At 67.8% G+C, this 16,456-nt stretch carries 13 protein-coding genes and 1 pseudogene; 3 read left to right on the top strand and 11 right to left on the bottom strand.

The features are described 5' to 3' along the window. Window positions 1-130: 130 nt before the first annotated feature. Complete coding sequence (locus EJC49_RS02855; RefSeq protein WP_245453240.1) at window positions 131-1,702, top strand: sensor histidine kinase; 1,572 nt, start codon at window positions 131-133, stop codon at window positions 1,700-1,702. 21 nt (window positions 1,703-1,723) lie between these two features. Here EJC49_RS02855 and EJC49_RS02850 read toward each other — a convergent pair whose 3' ends face one another. The 7 genes from EJC49_RS02850 to EJC49_RS02820 form a co-directional block, all read right to left on the bottom strand. Then, the gene (locus tag EJC49_RS02850; RefSeq protein WP_126697953.1) at window positions 1,724-2,887 is read right to left on the bottom strand and encodes a serine hydrolase domain-containing protein; all 1,164 of its coding nucleotides are present in this window, start codon (window positions 2,885-2,887) and stop codon (window positions 1,724-1,726) included. A 119-nt stretch (window positions 2,888-3,006) separates the two neighbouring features. Next, entirely contained in the window at window positions 3,007-4,092 is a 1,086-nt protein-coding gene (locus tag EJC49_RS02845; protein WP_170314581.1) for a porin, read from the bottom strand. A gap of 428 nt (window positions 4,093-4,520) precedes the next feature. Beyond that, window positions 4,521-5,612 (bottom strand): porin, encoded by a 1,092-nt coding sequence (locus EJC49_RS02840; RefSeq protein ID WP_126697951.1) that lies wholly within the window; start codon window positions 5,610-5,612, stop codon window positions 4,521-4,523. A 303-nt stretch (window positions 5,613-5,915) separates the two neighbouring features. Then, window positions 5,916-7,112 (bottom strand): efflux RND transporter periplasmic adaptor subunit, encoded by a 1,197-nt coding sequence (locus EJC49_RS02835; RefSeq protein WP_126697950.1) that lies wholly within the window; start codon window positions 7,110-7,112, stop codon window positions 5,916-5,918. Window positions 7,113-7,115: 3 nt separating this feature from the next. Further along, window positions 7,116-9,479: an ABC transporter permease gene (locus EJC49_RS02830; RefSeq protein ID WP_170314587.1), complete on the bottom strand. Its 2,364-nt coding sequence runs from the start codon at window positions 9,477-9,479 to the stop codon at window positions 7,116-7,118. 5 nt (window positions 9,480-9,484) lie between these two features. Further along, a complete protein-coding gene (locus EJC49_RS02825) occupies window positions 9,485-10,213 on the bottom strand; it encodes an ABC transporter ATP-binding protein (protein WP_170314580.1) in 729 nt (242 codons plus the stop codon). A gap of 77 nt (window positions 10,214-10,290) precedes the next feature. Beyond that, the gene (locus tag EJC49_RS02820; protein WP_126697948.1) at window positions 10,291-10,980 is read right to left on the bottom strand and encodes a phosphoribosyltransferase; all 690 of its coding nucleotides are present in this window, start codon (window positions 10,978-10,980) and stop codon (window positions 10,291-10,293) included. 215 nt (window positions 10,981-11,195) lie between these two features. Between EJC49_RS02820 and EJC49_RS02815 the strand changes: the two genes are divergently transcribed. Continuing rightward, window positions 11,196-11,966 carry an SDR family oxidoreductase gene (locus EJC49_RS02815; RefSeq protein ID WP_126697947.1) on the top strand — a complete coding sequence of 257 codons (771 nt, stop codon included), beginning with the start codon at window positions 11,196-11,198 and terminating at the stop codon, window positions 11,964-11,966. 169 nt (window positions 11,967-12,135) lie between these two features. Here the strand turns inward: EJC49_RS02815 and EJC49_RS02810 are convergent, their stop codons facing one another. Beyond that, window positions 12,136-12,684, bottom strand: a complete 549-nt coding sequence (locus EJC49_RS02810; RefSeq protein WP_126697946.1) for a DUF982 domain-containing protein — start codon at window positions 12,682-12,684, stop codon at window positions 12,136-12,138. 254 nt (window positions 12,685-12,938) lie between these two features. Here EJC49_RS02810 and EJC49_RS02805 point away from each other — a divergent pair, with 254 nt between their 5' ends. Beyond that, a complete protein-coding gene (locus EJC49_RS02805; RefSeq protein WP_126697980.1) occupies window positions 12,939-14,393 on the top strand; it encodes a protein adenylyltransferase SelO in 1,455 nt (484 codons plus the stop codon). Window positions 14,394-14,485: 92 nt separating this feature from the next. On the opposite strand, the gene EJC49_RS02800 is transcribed toward EJC49_RS02805, so the two are convergent. The 3 genes and pseudogenes from EJC49_RS02800 to EJC49_RS02790 all read right to left on the bottom strand — a co-directional run. Then, window positions 14,486-15,088, bottom strand: a complete 603-nt coding sequence (locus EJC49_RS02800; protein ID WP_126697945.1) for an invasion associated locus B family protein — start codon at window positions 15,086-15,088, stop codon at window positions 14,486-14,488. A 278-nt stretch (window positions 15,089-15,366) separates the two neighbouring features. Further along, a pseudogene (locus EJC49_RS02795) lies at window positions 15,367-15,703 on the bottom strand (tyrosine-type recombinase/integrase); the annotation flags it as partial. A gap of 101 nt (window positions 15,704-15,804) precedes the next feature. Further along, on the bottom strand, window positions 15,805-16,456 hold a 652-nt coding region (locus EJC49_RS02790), incomplete at its 5' end, for a porin (protein ID WP_170314579.1).

The following is a 16,456-nucleotide window of genomic DNA, read 5'->3' as shown; positions in this document are numbered from 1 at the left end:
GTCGCACCCCCGTCCCGGCGGCGGGTTTTGGGCCGCGTTCGCGGCATGTTGTACACAAGGGTTGTTGCCTGGGTTCCGGGTGTCCTAGAATGTGCGGAGGGAATGGCGGACGGAGGTAGGCTTGGCTGAGGTGAACGGGGCTCGCGCCCCGACGGGTTCGCGAACGCTGCGGGCCGCGACCACGTTGATCGTGCTGATGTTCGCCCTGTTCGTGGTCGTGCTGACGGTTTCGCTGTTGCGCGAACGCGAGGCTGCGCAGCTGTCGGCCGAGGCGCGTGCCGTCGCCGCGTCGCAGGTGGTCGCCACCAATGTCGGCTGGATCACCGAACTGTCGCGCCAGGCCCTCGGGCGGATCGACGATGCCCTGGGTCTCGACATCTCCGAAGGGTCGGGAAGCGTGGCCGAGCGGATCCGCGGCGCGGTGGATCGACTGCCCGGCAACGTCAAGGCCTATGTCGTGGCGGCCGACGGCTCGACCCTGTTCTCCACCGATGCCGGCGTCCAGCCGATCGACATCCGCGACCGCGAATATTTTGCGGCTCCGGCCGCGGGCGCCAGCTTCCACGTCTCGCCGTTGCTGGTCAGCCGTCTGGACGGCAGGCAGATCTTCGTGTTCAGCCGCCGGCTGGAGCGTGGCGGTGCCTTCCAGGGCGTGGCGATCCTGTCATTCGAGGTAGAGCTGTTTCGCGCCATCTGGCGCTCGCTCTCGTTCGATGCCAATTCCACGGTGAGCGTTTTGCGCGAGGACGGCCAGCTCGTGGCGCGCTACCCGCTGGCCGACGGCCCGCTCGACCTCTCGAACTACGAACTGTTCACGCAGCACCTCGTGGAAAGCGACGAGGGCACCTATCCGGCGATATCCCCGGCAGACGGCGTCGCGCGCGTCGTCGGATATCGCCGCATCATGGGGACGCCGCTGGTGGCCTTGGCGAGCGTGTCGACCGAGACCGCCTTCGCGCAGTTCCGGCGCAACACGACCATCACCCTGGCCTTCGCCGTGCCGACAGCGCTCGGACTGCTCTTCGCGACCTTCTTCATCCTGCGCCTCCTGCGCCGCGATCGGGATCGCCAGCAGCGGCTGATGGAAACGCTCGAGCTCAACCGCATGCTGGTGCGCGACACGCATCACCGCGTGAAGAACAATCTCCAGTCGATCATGTCGCTCGTCCGGCTGCACGGCCTGCCGCACCAGCTCAAGGCCGACCTGCAAGGCCGCATCACGGCGATGACCGCCGTTCACGAGCACCTGTACAGGCTCGACCAGTTCGCGGAAGTGAACGCCGACACCTTGATCCCGGCGATCGTGACGCCCCTCAGCGACGCCTTTGCCCAGCCCGTCGAGATCGACTATGACATCGACCCCGTGGTGCTGCATCACGACCAGGCCACGCCGCTGGCGCTCGTCGTCAACGAGGTCGTCACCAATGCGCTGAAATATGCCTTTCCCGAAGGGCGCGCGGGCAAGATCCGCATCGCCTTCAAGGCCAGGGGGACCGACCAGGCCGACCTCACGATCGGCGACGACGGTGTCGGCTTCGACCCCATGCTGGCCACGAGCGGTCTTGGGGGCCGCTTGGTCAGGGCATTGCTGATCCAGCTGGACGGCAGCGAACCGGTCTATTCCTTCGAGGGCGGCACGCGCTTCCACACCGTGATCACGCTGACGCAGCAGGACGTCGAACACGCCAGGGCGGCCGAGTAGCGGACGCCCGTCAAGGCATCGTCAGATCAGCCGCGCGATCTGGCGCAGGACCGATTTTTCCCGCAGCGTGGACGGTTCGTGGCTGGGTTCCGGCCGCGACGACAGCTTGACCAGCACCACGCGGCGCGTCGGGTCGATCCAGATCCACTGCTCGTGGATGCCGATCGCCGCCAGGCTGCCATGGTCGTCGCCCGTGTCGTACCAGCAGGACCGGTAGCGGCCCTTGCCGAACAGGCCGGCAAAGTCGCCCGCAACCCATGCCTGGCGGTCGCCCTTGGTGCGGATGTCCTCGACCCAGTCGGCGGGCACCACCTGCCGGCCGCCGGCCGCGCCGCCATCGAGCATCATCTGGCCGAGGCGGGCCAGGTCCCGTGCCGTCACCGAGATGCCGCCGGCCGCGCGTGCGGTGCCGGCGCGGTCCACCGTCACGTTCGCGGCCCCGCGCCCGCCGAGATGCCGCCAGAGACGATCCCGCAGATAAGCGTGAAAGCGCGTGCCGGTCGCCCGTTCGATCACCAGGCCGAGCAGATCCGTGTTCGGCGAGGCATAGTGGAAGCGCGTGCCGTGCGGATGCGCGGCCCTGGGCAACGACACCAGCACCTCTTCCAGCGTTTCGTCCTGTCCGGCCTCGTGCTCGGGGTTCCACAGCATGGCGCGGCGATAGCGGTCGAAGTCGCTCTGCCGGTCGAGATAGTTTTCCTCGAACGAAAGGCTGACGGTCATGTCGAGGAGATGTCGCACCGTGGCGTCGTGATAGGCGCCGCCCGGCGGCACGTCCAGATAGGTCGTGATCGGCGCATCGGGGTCGAGCGCGCCGTCGGCCGCGGCAATCCCGGCCAGAAGCCCGGTCACCGACTTGGACACCGAAAAGATCAGGTGCGGCGCGTCGGGGTCGGCGTGCGGCGCATGCCATTCGGCGACCAGCCGGCCGTCCTTCATCGCCACGAAGGCGTCGCCATGCGATTGCGCCAGGTGGTCGAGCGCGGCGATCCGGCTGCCGTCCGGCAAGGAGAGGTCGAGGCCGGGAAGCGGGCCGGCGCCCGGCGATGCCTCCGTCTCGCCGCGCGCGGCCGCGATTTCGACGGTCGGCACGATTTCGCGCACGTTCTGGAACGTCCAGCGATTGAACGGATGGGTTCGCCAGTTGGCGAGGCGAACGTCGCTGCGGGAAAAGGCGTCGGACATGCGAACTCGGCTCCGGATGGCGTCGTGTCCATCCATAGGTGCGCCTCGCCCTCCCGCGCAACGAAAAACCCGGCGGTTGCCCGCCGGGTTTCAAAGGCCCCCGCCTCAGGAAGAGCGGATCAGAAGAAGCGCGTCAGGCGCAGGAAGCCCGAAGGTGTTCCGTCCAGGTCGTCGACCTTGTCGTAGTAGATCTCGGAGCGGATCTCGAGGTTCTCGACAGGCGTGTAGACCAGGTTCAGCTCGGCGCTGTAGCCATCGATGCCGGTGCTGATGTCGGTTCCCGTCAGGTAGAAGTCGTTGAAGTACTGGAAGCCGACCGACGCGCCGAACTTCTCGGTGAACTGGTGGTAGTAGGAGGCCAGCACCGAGTACTCGGAGTTGCCGCTCGGGCTTCCCACGCCGAAGACGTTGTCGCTGTCGGCGTAGTAGCCGATCAGGCGGAACGACGAGCCTTCGAAGCCCGGAATGTTGTAGTGCAGGCCGAGCGTGGCGCCGAAGCCGTCCATGCTCTCGTCATAGCCGACCTTGCCCCACACGGCGCCCCAGCTCTGGTTGTAGCTGGCCGCGAGCACGACGTCGGGCATGTAGCCGTCGCCTTCGAGATCGTCGTTCTCGAGCGCGATCGTCGCGGCGAAGGCCTGGTCGGAACCGTAGCTGTAGGAGATGCCCTGCACCTTGCGGTAGCCGTAGCTCATCGAGCCCCAGGAATGCGAGCCGTAGGACGCCACGCCGGCGCCGATCGAGTCGTTGAACACCGTCTCGGTGTAGCCGACGCGCAGGCCGCCGAGCTGGACGATCGCGTTGTCCATCACGTAGCCGGCATCCGTGTTGTCGCCGCCATCGGCCTGCACGCGCATCATGGCGCGCAGCGTGCCCCATTCGGTGCTCGAACGGGCATCGACCTGCAGGCGGGCGCGGGTCGTCGGCAGCCAGCCGCCCGAACCGGGGTTGGAGGCGTAGGTCAGGTAGTCCGGGCTGTCGCCCTCGTTCCGGTAGCCTTCGGTGCCGACCTGGAAGAAGATCTCACCCGAGAACTTCAGGCAGGTCTCGGTGCCGGGAATGTAGAAGAAGCCCGCGCCGTACATGTCGCAGACGCGCACGTACTCGACCGGCTCCGGCTCGGCGATCACGATCGCATCGGCCGCATAGGCGCTGCTGCTCACCAGAGCCGCAGCCGTTCCAAGGAGGAAATTCTTGATCTTCATGTCGCGTGTCCCAAACCGCTGAATCATCCGAAAGCCGGTCCGCCGTTCCCGTTTGCGCGAACTGCACGCTGCCCCGTGAACCCGTCTCGATCGTCGCCTTCGGGTTGAAGATCGCTTAGTCGGATTAGCGGGGCAATCGCAATTCGAGGCGATCGGTGCGGTGCAACATCGAATGTGGCCGAATGTTGCAAGAATGTGACGAAAAGCGGGCCGCCCTCCGTTCGGCCGCGGGCGATGCTGCAATGCGAAAGAGCAATCGCCCATTCGCTGGGCAGGGCCAATCCTGGGTGGAATCGTCGACCCAGGCTGATTCGCGCCGCAAGGCCGAATCAGGTTGTACCCGGCACGGCTCGAGGCGGGTCGTGGCGCAAACGAAAAGGCCCGCGACACGGATGTCGCGGGCCCCAGCCTTGGGAGGTCAGGCTTGATCAGAAATAGCGCGTGAAGCGCAGGAGGCCCGACCAGGTGTCGTCGTCCTCGCCGTTGAGGAGGTTTTCCTCGTTGGCGTACATGCCTTCCAGGCGGACTTCGAAGTTGGTCACCGGCACCCAGATCACGGCTGCCTGCAGCAGGTAGGCGTTGTCGCCGCTGAACTCCTCGAAGTACTGGCCGCCGACGGTCGCGCTCCACTGGGCGTTCAGCTTGTGCAGGTAGGAAGCGGCCACCGACCACTCCACCGTGCCCTGGTCGCTGGAACCGCCGCCGCTGACCGGCATGTCCAGCGCGTACATGTTCACGCCCGAGGCGTAGAACACGCCGAGGCGGATCGACGAGCCCGGCAGCGACGGAATGTTGTACTGCGCGCCGCCGACGAGGCCGAACTCCTCGGCCGATTCGTCGTAGCCGACCTTGGCCCAGGCGCCGCCCCAACCCTGGGAGACGCCGATGACGCCGACGACGTCGGGCATGTAGCCTTCGCCGCCGAGCACGTCGTCTTCGAGCGTCAGAGAGCCGAAGAGGCCGTTGCCGCCGTTGAAGGCATAGCCGATCTGCTGGCGCTGCTGCGAGGCGTACTGGCCACCGTCATCGGTGTGCAGGATGCCGAAGCGCGAAATGCCCGGCAGGCCCCACGGGGCAGCGAAGGCCGAGTCGGTGTAGCCGACGTAGAAGCCGCCCAGCTGCACCATCGCCTGATCCATGCCGTAGGCGGCATCGGCGTTGCTGGTCGCGTCGGCCTGGATGCGGATGAAGCCGCGCAGCGTACCGAGTTCGGTCTCCGAACGCGTGTCGACGTTCAGGCGGGCGCGCGTGGTGAAGCGCCAGCCTTCGGCATAGTCGCCTTCGTAGTTGCCGAGGTCATAGTCGCTGCCGCCCCGTGCGCCGATCTGCATGCGGACGTAGCCGTCGAAGCGCAGGCAGGTCTCGGTCCCGGGGATGTAGAAGAAGCCGGCGCCGAACGCGTCGCAGACGCGCACATATTCCACCGGCTCGGGCTCGGCGATCACGATCGCGTCCGCCGCATAGGCTGTGTTGACGGTCATCAGGGCGGCGACCGACCCGAGGGCAAGTTTCAGGTTCATCTGTGTGTTTCCTGGTTCGTGTTTCGAAAGCGGGCCGCCCCTTGTCCCGTCGGCTGCCCGAATGCGGCGGCAACCCGCTCTCCCGGTTGTGGTGCTCCCGGCCCGAACGCTAATCAATAAAAATCGAGTTTCTAAATGATGGTCGCCCGCCACATTTGCGGGGTGCGTTGCAAAAATGCAACGACAGCGCCAAAACTCGAAATAATTCCACTAATATAAGAAATCGATGGAATTCATGCGCTCCATCGGCCTCAGAAAGTCGGGGCGCCCCGGCAAGTGAGAGCGACCGGCCTGCGGCTGGCCTCAGTTTCGAGGCTGCGCGCTGCCGCCGTCGGCCAGCGTATCGCCCGGATGCAGCACGATCCTGTCGCCCGCCGCAAGCCCGCTCAGCACCTGCGCAACCTCGTCGTTCATGCGTCCGATCCCGACCGGCGCCTGCCGCAGTCGATCATTTTCGAGCACGAAGACGTTCCAGTCGCCGCCGCTGCGAAACAGCGCCGGAACCGGCACGGTGAGGCAGAGATCGCAGTTCCAGACCGTCATCTCGGCAAAGATCCGGTAGCCATGGCCGAGCCGCGGGTCGCCGGCCTCGAGATCCAGCACCGCGTTGACGCGCTGTTCCTCGATGCCCAGCGCGGAGACCTTGGTGAAGGCGGCCGGGTCGACGCGCCGGACCACCGCCGGAAGGGCCGCGTCGCCGCCCCAGCCGGTGATCGCCGCTTCGGTCCCGGGGGTGATGCGCACCGCATCGGAGGAAAGCAGGTCGACCACCACTTCGAGCCGTGACGTGTCGCCCACGTCGGCGATGCGGGTTCCCGGCGTCACGGCCTGCGCGCTCTGCGCGTGGACGGCCAGCACGGAACCATCGATCGGCGCCATCAGGCTGACGCAGCAGCTGTCCTCTCCTTCGCCTCGGGGCGAGGGCATCAGCAGGCGGGCCTCCGCGCTCGCCAGTTCGGCGCGCCGGAAGGCGACGGTGGCGCGGGCGGCCTCCACGGCCGCCTTGTTCAGGTCCACCTGGTTCTGCGCTCTCTGCAGCGCGCTCTCCGAGATCACGCCCGGCCCGAACAGCCTTATCGCCCGCGCCAGTTCGTCCTCGGCGAGCTGCAGTCCCGTCTCGACGCGCTGCAGCTCGCTTTCGGCGATGCCCACGCCCGACTGTGCCGCATCGCGCGCGGCCTGCAGTTCCGCTTCCGTGCGCCGGTCGATCAGCGGCGGATCGAGCGGGTGGATCGCGGCCACGATCGTCTCGCCCGCCACCACCGCGTCGCCTTCCTCGAGAACCGTGCGCGACAGATGCCCGGCAATGGGCGCCGAGACGGTGTAGATATCGCGAACGCGGGTGCGGCCTTCCTCGCGGATCGTCACCCGCATCGGTCCCTCGGCGACGGTCGCGACGTCGACGAGCGCCGGCGGCTCGCGCAGCGCCCAGGCAAAGACGGCGGCGATCGCGGCGACCGCCAGCGCGTAGCCGAGCCTCTTCATCCACACGGCATTCATGCCCTACTCCCTTGTCTTGAGAACCCGGACGAGGTCCAGCCGGTCGATGCGCCGGCGCACGATCAGCGCCGAAACGACCGCGACCGCGAGCACCACGAGGCTGGAGATCGCGAAAGTCGCGCGCTCGACCACCAGCGGAATGCGAAACAGGTCGCTTTCGAAGCCGCGCACCACGGCCCATGAGAAGCCATAGCCGAGCGCCCAACCCAGCGGCTGCGCCAGAAGCACGATCACGCCGAGCTCGATCAGGAGCACGCTCGACACCTCGCCCCGCGTGAAGCCCATCACCCGCAGGCTGGCCAGTTCCCGCGCCCGCTCCGAAAGCTGGATGCGGGCCGAGTTGTAGACCACGCCGAAGGTGATGATGACGGCCAGCAGCGTGTAGACGGTCGTCATGATGGTGATGTTCTCGCCGATCGTCTCGCGGAACCGGCCGCGCGAGACGCCTTGCAGCGCGATCGAGGCGACGGCGGGCGTTTCCTTGACGGCGGCATAGAGATCATCGAGCTTCGCCCGGTCGATCGAGACCCGCACGCCCGACAGCCGGGGTCCGTCGCCCACCAGCCGGTCCAGCGCGTCGAGGCGCATGTAGACGGCAAGTCCCACATAGCTCTGCACGATGCTGGTCACCGGCGCCTCGACGATCCGGTGCCCCTTTTCCAGGAGTTCGATCTCTACCCGGTCGCCGATCGACAGATGCAGCAGCCGCGCCACCCGCTCCGACACCATCAGCCCGGTCGCGGGCGGCTCGACCGGCAACAGATCCTCGTCGAGCACGCGGGCGAGGTCGGGGGAGGGCATCACGCCCTGGATCGCCAGGCGGCGCTCGCGGTGCCCCTTGCGGAGCACGACGGGCGCGGCGCGAAAGCCCTCGGCCCGAATCACGCCGGGCATCGCCGCCACCGCCTGGAGCGCCCGCGGCGAGCGCTCCAGCCCGAAGCTGATCGTGGCGTCCTGCCGCTCCGTCCGGAAGAACACGGTGTCGATCATGAAATCGATGGAATCGAAGGAAAACAGCGCCGTCACCAGCAGCGCCACCGCCATCGACGTGCCCAGCGTCGTCATCAGCATGCGCACCGGCCAGCGGATCAGGTGGCGTAGCGCCATGATCGTCAGTTGCGAGAAGACCGTCGCCAGCCCGGCCGATCCGGCAAACAGCGAACGATACTGCGTCGGCGCCGGCGGGCGCATGGCCACTGCCGGCGGCAGGCGCACGACGCTCCAGATCGCCCGGCCGGCGCCCGCCAGCGCTGCCGCCGCGCTCACCCCCGCCGCGATGACATAGAGGTCCAGGCTCTGGCGGAAGATCAGGAACGGAAAGGAAAAGAAGGTGGCATAGAGGCGCGTCATCCCGCGTCCGAGCCAGTTGCCGGCCAGCGAGCCGATGATGATGCCGATGATCGCGATCAGCAGCGTCAGCTTGGCATAGTGCCAGGCGACGTCGAGCGAGGAATAGCCGATCGCCTTCATCAGCCCGACCTGTTCGCGCTCCAGCGCGATCAGCCGCGTCAGGATCATGTTCACCAGGAAGGCCGACACGAACAGGAAGATCGGCGGGATCACCACGGCCATCGCCCGCAGCTGCATCAGCTCGTTGTCGAGAAAGGCATGCGAAATCTGGTCTTCCCGGTCGTGCGTGCCGGTGCCGCCATAGGGTTTCAGGATCGCGTCGATCCGGTCGGAGACGACGTTCAGGTCGGCGCCGCGCTGGGTGCGCGCAACCAGGTCGTTGAAGGCGCCGTTCATGTCGTAGATGCCGGCCAGCGTCGTGCGTGGCATGTAGAAAACGCCGAAGCGGCGCTGGTCGGGTACCATGTCGCCCGGGCCGATGGCGTAGATGTACTCCGGCGACAGCACGATGCCCGTCACCGTCAGCAGCCGCTTGCGGCCGTTGAGGATCGCCGAGAAGGTCGAGCCGGGCGTCATCCGGTGCGCCTTGGCGAAGGGCTCGGTCACCGCCACTTCGCCGGTCCGGTCTGCCTCGGGCAGGCGCCCCGAGCGCAGGTACAGCCGGTTGACCGCCGGTTCGCCGCGGTCGGGAATGGAAATGGCGATGCCGGTCGCCGGCTCCGCCATGCCGGGCAGGTCCAGCAGCGCCGCCTTGACGATGCGCAGGTCCACGCCGCTCACGCCGGGAATAGCAGCAAGGTCCTCGCGCAGGTGCAAGGGTGCGCGCGTCAGCCCGGAAAACACGCTGGCAAAGCGATAGCGCTCGTAGAAGGCGGCCCGCGTTTCGTCGAGCGAGCGGTAGGCGCCGACGGCGATGACGATGGTCATCACGCCGCAGGCCATCACCAGCGCGATCGCCAGCACCTGCGCCCACAGCCGCGCCAGATCGCGCGCGAGCTTGCGGTCGAGCACCGACAGCGCGGTCACCACGTCACCGTCGACGGCTTGGCGCGGGTCTCGTTGACCGTCGCCTCGGCTATGCGTCCGTCCCGGAAGGAAAAGACCCGATGGGCGATCTGCTGGATGCCGGCATTGTGGGTGATGATCGCCATCGTCGTGTTCAGTTCCTCGTTGATGCGCGATAGCGCCTCGAGCACGAGGATGCCGGTCTTGGAATCGAGCGCGCCGGTCGGCTCGTCGCAGAGCATCACCTCGGGTCGCTTGGCGATGGCGCGGGCGATCGCCACGCGCTGCTGTTCGCCGCCGGAAAGCTGGGCGGGGAAGTGGTGGATGCGGTCCTTCAGCCCCACCATTTCCAGCGCCTCCTCCGGCTTCATCGGATGGGCGGAAATCTCGGTCACCAGGGCCACGTTCTCCCAGGCCGTCAGGCTGGGAATCAGGTTGTAGAACTGGAAGATGAAGCCGACATGGTCGCGCCGGTAGGCCGTCAGCTGGCGCTCCGAAAAGCGGGTCAGCTCCTCGTCGCGAAAATGCATCGTGCCGGAACTCGGCGTGTCGAGCCCGCCCATGATGTTCAGCAACGTCGACTTGCCGCTTCCCGATGGCCCCAGAAGCACGGCGATCTCGCCCTCCGCGAGGTCGAGGTCGACGCCGCGCAGCGCATAGACCTCGACCTCCCCGGTGCGATAGACCTTGGTCAGGCCGCGCGCCGAAAAGATCGGTCGGTCAATCTGAGGTCGAGGGCTCGCCATGACACCCCTCTAGGGTGATCGCGGGGGCGATGCCTTGACGCGCATCAAATCGGCCGGGCCGAGCGGGCCGGCCACCCTCAGTCCGGCTTCGGCTGCCCCTTCTTCCAGCCCTTGAGCACGGACCTGCGCCGCCGCGCCGCCGCGTGCAGAGCCTGCGTCACCTCTTCGTCGGTCAACTGGTGAAAATCGCGGTAGTGCAGGCTGAGCGCCCGAAACTGCGCCGGCTCCGTCAGGCAGATCACCAGGTCCGCCTCCAGCCGCAACTCCTTGACCGTCTCGGGCGGCGCCACCGGCAGCGCCACAACCACCGCGTGCGGCGACCGCCGCCGCATCGCCCGGATCGCCACCTTCATCGTCGTGCCGGTGGCAGCGCCGTCGTCGACCAGGATCGCGGTCTTGCCGGTCACCGACAGCGCCTTGCGGCGGCCGCGATAGGCCGATGCGCGGCGTTCGAGCTCCGGCCGCTCCCGCTTCACCCGTTCGTCGACGTCTTCTTCCGACAGGTCGTAGGCCTCCACCATCTCGCGGTTGAGCACGACGTCGGGCGGGTTTCCGTCCACGATCGCCGCCACCGCCAGTTCCGGATTGCCGGGCGCACCCACCTTGCGCACCACCACCAGGTCGAGCGGCGCGTCGAGCGCTGCGGCGATCGGGTCCGCCACCGGCACGCCGCCCCTCGGCAGCGCAAGCACGACGGGATCGTGCAGCCCCAGCTCGGCGATCCGGGCCGCGAGCAGGCGGCCGGCTTCGGCTCTGTCCTTGTACATCCTGTTCTCCGCCTCGGTCCGCGCGGTCTCCCGGCTTTCGTGCCCGCACAACCTTGGGCCGCGCGGCCACGTTCCGCCTTGACCCGGGTCAAGCCGGCACGGTGCCCAGGTTTGTCGGCTCGATTGAGCCGGATCAAGGCGGATGGTGCGCGCATGGCCGAGGGTGGCGGTGACCAATCGCAACCGATCTTCCTGCAACCATGAGGAGACTGTCCATGGGCATCCTGTCCGGAAAAACCGCGCTGATCACCGGCGCCAGCGCCGGCATCGGCCGCGCCACCGCCTTGAAGATGGCCGAGGCCGGCGCGAAGGTCGTCGTGTCCGACATCGTCGTCGAGGCCGGCGAAGAGACCGCGGCGATGATCCGCGCCGCTGGCGGCGAGGCGATCTTCGTCCGGGCCGACGTGGCGCTCGCCGACGATGTCGAGGCTCTGGTGGCGAAGGCGATCGACACCTACGGCCGGATCGACTGCGCCTGCAACAATGCCGGCATCGAAGGTCGGATCGCGCCGCTGGTCGACCAGCCGATCGACAATTTCGATCGCATCATGGCCGTCAACGCGCGCGGCACCTTCCTGTGCATGAAGGCCGAGATCGCCGCCATGCTGAAGACCGGCGGCGGCTCCATCGTCAACATCGCCTCGGTGGCGGGCCTGATCGGCTTTCCCGGTCTGTCGCCCTATGTCGCCTCCAAGCACGCCATCAACGGCATGACCAAGAACGCGGCGCTCGAATACGGCAAGGCCGGAATCCGGGTGAATTCGATCTGCCCCGGCGGGGTCGACACGCGCATGCTCGATTCGCTCGCCGACCAGGCGACGGGCGGCACCCGGTCGTCGGCGCAGATGATGGACCCGATGCATCCGATCGGCCGCATCGGCAAGCCCGACGAAATCGCCGAGGCGATCGTCTGGCTGTGCTCGCCGGCCGCCTCCTTCGTCACCGGCATCAACATGCCCGTCGACGGCGGCTTCGTCGCCCAGTAGCACGGGCCGGCGACGGGCGTGTGCTGCCGCGCCCGCAACGAAAGACGCCGACCCTCCGGGGGGAGAGGGTCGGCGTTCAGGTCGAAGTCGGCGGCGGATCGAAGCGGGGGGGCGTTGTCGATGCCGTCGCCATCGACATAACTGCCGAGGCTGGGAAAGGTTCCAGCCCTCAGTCGGAAACCAGCACCCCGGCCTGGCGGGCCGCATCGACGAAGCGGGCGCAGGCATCCGACGCCGGAACCGTGCCGTCGAGCGCGGCCTGCACGGCATTCAGCGCGTCTTCCTGGCTGGCGCCGTTCGGCCAGGTCACATTCTGTAGATAGTCGCGTGCGTCGCGCACCGACACGATTTCGATCTTTCCGACCGAGTCCGAGACCGTGACGGCCCTTTCGAACGGCTTGTCCTCTGTCGGGACCTTGGTGACGTCCTTCTTCATGTCGATGATCTCCGGCAAGGCTGTGCCTTCTGCGAGGATGTCCGCCTCGCGTGCCGCCTCCGCGAAAGCGCGGCGGGCCAGCACGGGCGGCTTGAAGCCCTTGAGAACGGCCAGGCATGCCAGGCGAGCGGCGCGGTGGCTCCCGCTCCATTCGTTCGGCCAGCGGTGAAGCAGGATCTCCGCCGCCTGGCGGGTGTTGGTCACGTCGTAGGCTCGAGCCGCGGCGGCATCCATCACCTTCACCGGGGCATCGAACCAGCCACTTTCCAGAACGTTTTGCATGCAGGTCACTCCAGGGACGCTATCGAACGCATGGCCGCTGCCATCGTTCCGGCCATTCTACCGGCCGCTCGTTATCGAAGAATTAGGGCTATACGCCGGAGGCGCGGCGGCGAGGATGTGTCCAGACGAAGGATGCGCCGGGCCCCTGACCGACCTATATGTCGGTCATGACCGATGCTCAGCACGACTCGCACGACGCCACCCTCGCCGACGCCTCGAACCCGGCCGGGTCGACGTCGCTCCCCCGCTTCGGGATGAGCTACGCGGAGTTGCCGGCCCGCTTTCATGCCCGGCCGGGCCTGTCGCCGGTGCTGGAGCCGCGTCTCGTGAAGCTCAACGAAGCCCTTGCGCGCGACATGGGCCTCGATCCGGACGCGCTGAAGACGCCCGAGGCGGTGCAAATGCTCGCCGGCAGCCGCGCGCCGAACGGACCCCAGCCGATCGCCCAGGCCTATGCCGGCCACCAGTTCGGAAATTTCGTGCCGCAGCTCGGCGACGGCCGCGCGATGCTTCTCGGCGAGGTCGTCGATGGCCGTGGCCGGCGCCGCGACATCCAGCTGAAGGGCTCGGGGCCGACGCCCTTCTCGCGCGGCGGCGATGGCCGGGCGGCGCTCGGGCCGGTGCTGCGCGAGTACATCGTCAGCGAGGCGATGGCCGCGCTTCGCATACCCACCACCCGCAGCCTGGCCGTGGTGACGACGGGCGAGAAGGTCTATCGCGACTGGCCTCTGCCCGGCGCCATCCTGACGCGCGTCGCCGCCAGCCACATCCGCGTCGGCACCTTCCAGTATTTCGCCGCCCGCGGCGACACCGACGGCGTGCGCGCGCTGGCCGACCATGTGATCGCCCGCCACTATCCCGACATCGGGTCCGGCGAGGGGCGTTACCTGGCGTTGCTCGACGCCGTGATCGCCGCCCAGGCCAGGCTGGTCGCCTCCTGGATGCTGGTCGGCTTCATCCACGGGGTGATGAACACCGACAACATGACCGTGTCGGGCGAAACGATCGACTACGGCCCTTGCGCCTTCATGGACGACTTCGAGGCCGACAAGGTGTTTTCCTCGATCGACCGCGCGGGCCGCTATGCCTATTCCAACCAGCCCCATGTCGCGGTCTGGAACCTCGCCCGGCTGGCCGAGACGCTGCTGCCGCTCATTGCCGACGACCAGACCGAGGCGATCGCCCTGGCCGAAACGGCGCTGCGCGGCTTCCAGGCCCGCTACGAGCCCGTCTTCCACGGCGGACTGCGCGCCAAGCTCGGCCTGTTGACGTCCGAAGACCACGACGTGCAGCTGGCCAGCGACCTGTTTGCTCTGATGGCCGCGCATTCTCCCGATTTCACGCTCACCTTCCGGGGCCTGATCGCCGAGCTGGACGCGCCGCTGGGCGAGGGGCCAGTGCGCGCGCTGTTTGCCGAGCCCGCCGCCTTCGATGCCTGGTCGGTCAAATGGCGCGACCGGCTGTCGCGCGAATCGGGACGGGATGCGGAGCGGCGCGAGTCCATGCGCCTCGCCAACCCGGCCTACATCCCGCGCAACCACCGCGTCGAGGAGGCGATCCGCGCCGCCGAGGACCGGGACGACTTCGCACCCTTCGAAACGCTGGTCGAGGTGCTGCAAAACCCCTTCGACGACCAGCCGGATCGGGCCGCCCATGCCTTGCCGCCGCAGCCGCACGAGCGGGTGACGAAGACCTTCTGCGGCACCTGACGGTGTCCCGCCGGTCCGGCGGATCGGACGAGACACGCTTTAAGGTCGCGAAGGCCGCGCCCGGCCGCTCTCCCGCCCGTCGGCCGTTGCGGTCAGGACTGCTTTTCCAGCGCGGCGAGCGCCTGGTCGAGGCCGCGCCAGGACACCGGCACCGAAATGATGCGGCCGCCGGCATCGGCAAAGCGGATCTGCCCGGCCTCGCCAGCGCGCAGCGGCCGCAGGCTGCCGTCGTCGGGGCGGGTGTCGGCGAAGCAGGAGCCGCCGGCGCAGCGCCGCCACTCCAGGATGATCGCGCCGTCCGCCGGCGCCTTGGGATCGACGATAACCCCGACCTGGCCGGGCAGCGAGATGTTGACCGGCAGCACGGCGGTCATGATCAGCTGCTCGCTGTCGGGCAGCCGGCCGATGGCCAGCTGTGCGATCGGCTGCGCCTGTCCCTGCACCTTGATGGTCTGGACCACCTCGCAGGTCTGGGCGGTGAGACGGTCGCTCTTCTGGCCGGCCTCGCCGGCGGGCGCCGGCTGGCGCACGCAGCGCAGCAGCCAGTCGCCGAAGGTGGCCGTCGTGACCGCCGGATCGGCCGGAACCTCCGGGCGCGGCGCCGGCACCGGGGCCGTCTGGGCGAGGGCGGCGGTGACGGAAAGCAGGGCAGCAAGGCCGACGAGGGCGCTGCGGAAAAGGGGGGAGCGGTGCATCGTGCGTGTCCTGGTGGCGCCGGAAGGATGTGACGGATGCCCTGCGGTCGATCGCAAGGGGACGTTCCCGCCAGATGCGGAACACGCCCAAGGATTGCATTACCAGAAATGAGGGCCGCGCTGCAGGCAAAATCGTCAGCCGGGCAGGGGCGATCTTCGCGCGGCCGGGTGTTCGTCCGCTTCATGCCCGAGCGCATGCCGAAGCGAGGGCCGGTCGTTGGTCCGGTCGGCACCGCCCGATGACGGGGCGGCCGGCGGCTCGGGGGAGGGTCGAAACCTCAGCGCCGCTCGAGGATCGGCACGCACACGTCCAGATCGTTGGTGGCGAGATGGGCGTAGCGCATGGTCATCGTCAGGGTCTGGTGGCCGAGCCAGGTCTGGACGCGGCGGATGTCGATGCCGCCCTGCACGAGGCGCGAGGCGCAGGTATGGCGCAGCACGTGCGGCACCACGTCCTCGTCGGTCCCGAGGCCGATCCTGCACGATGCCGGAGAAGGGACCGCCGCGACGGCCGGCCTGTGCGGCGACCACGGCCACGGCGCGCTGGGTGAGGGGGATCGAACGGCTGCGGCCGGATTTGGTGATCCAGAAGCTGACACGGGCCTCGCCGATGTCGCCAAGAGGTCGCTTGGACCAGCTAAAGAACACACCTGTTACAAATGCACCGGGCCCGCAATTGAAACAATTGCGGACCCGGGTTCTAGATGATCAGGCGCTTAGAAGTAGCGCGTGAAGCGGAGGAAGCCGTTCCAGGTGTCGGCGTCTTCGCCGAAGAGCACGTCGTCTTCCTGAGCGTAGCTGCCCTCGAGACGGACTTCGAAGTTGGTGACCGGAGCCCAGACCGCAGCGGCCTGAATCATCCAGGCATTGTCGCCAGCGAAGTCTTCGAAGTACTGGGCGCCAACCGTCGCGCTCCACTGAGCGTTGAACTTGTGGTTGTACGAAGCAGCGACCGACCACTCGACGAAGTTTGCACCGAGGGCGCCGGAAACCGGCATGCTCAGGGCATAGGCGTTCGGATCGGAAGCGTAGAACACGCCGGCGCGGAGGTTGGAACCAGCCATGTTCGGGATGTTGTACTGCATGCCGATCATGGCGTTGAACGCCTCTTCGGACTCGTCGTAGGCAACCTTGCCCCAGACGCCGCCCCAGCCCTGGCTGATGCCAAGCACGCCGACCACGTCGGGCATGTAACCTTCACCGCCGAGCACGTCGTCTTCGAGGACGATCGAGCCGAACAGGCCGTTGCCGCCCGAGAAGGTGTAGCCGATCTGCTGGCGCTGCTGGTAGGCATACTCGCCGCCGACGTCGGTGTGCATGATGCCGAAGCGGGAGATGCCCGGCAGGCCCCACGGGGCAGCCCAAGCG

The organism is Aquibium carbonis (assembly GCF_003970795.1).
Classification (GTDB): Bacteria; Pseudomonadota; Alphaproteobacteria; order Rhizobiales; family Rhizobiaceae; genus Aquibium; species Aquibium carbonis.
This window is presented reverse-complemented; position numbering and strand designations above follow the sequence as displayed.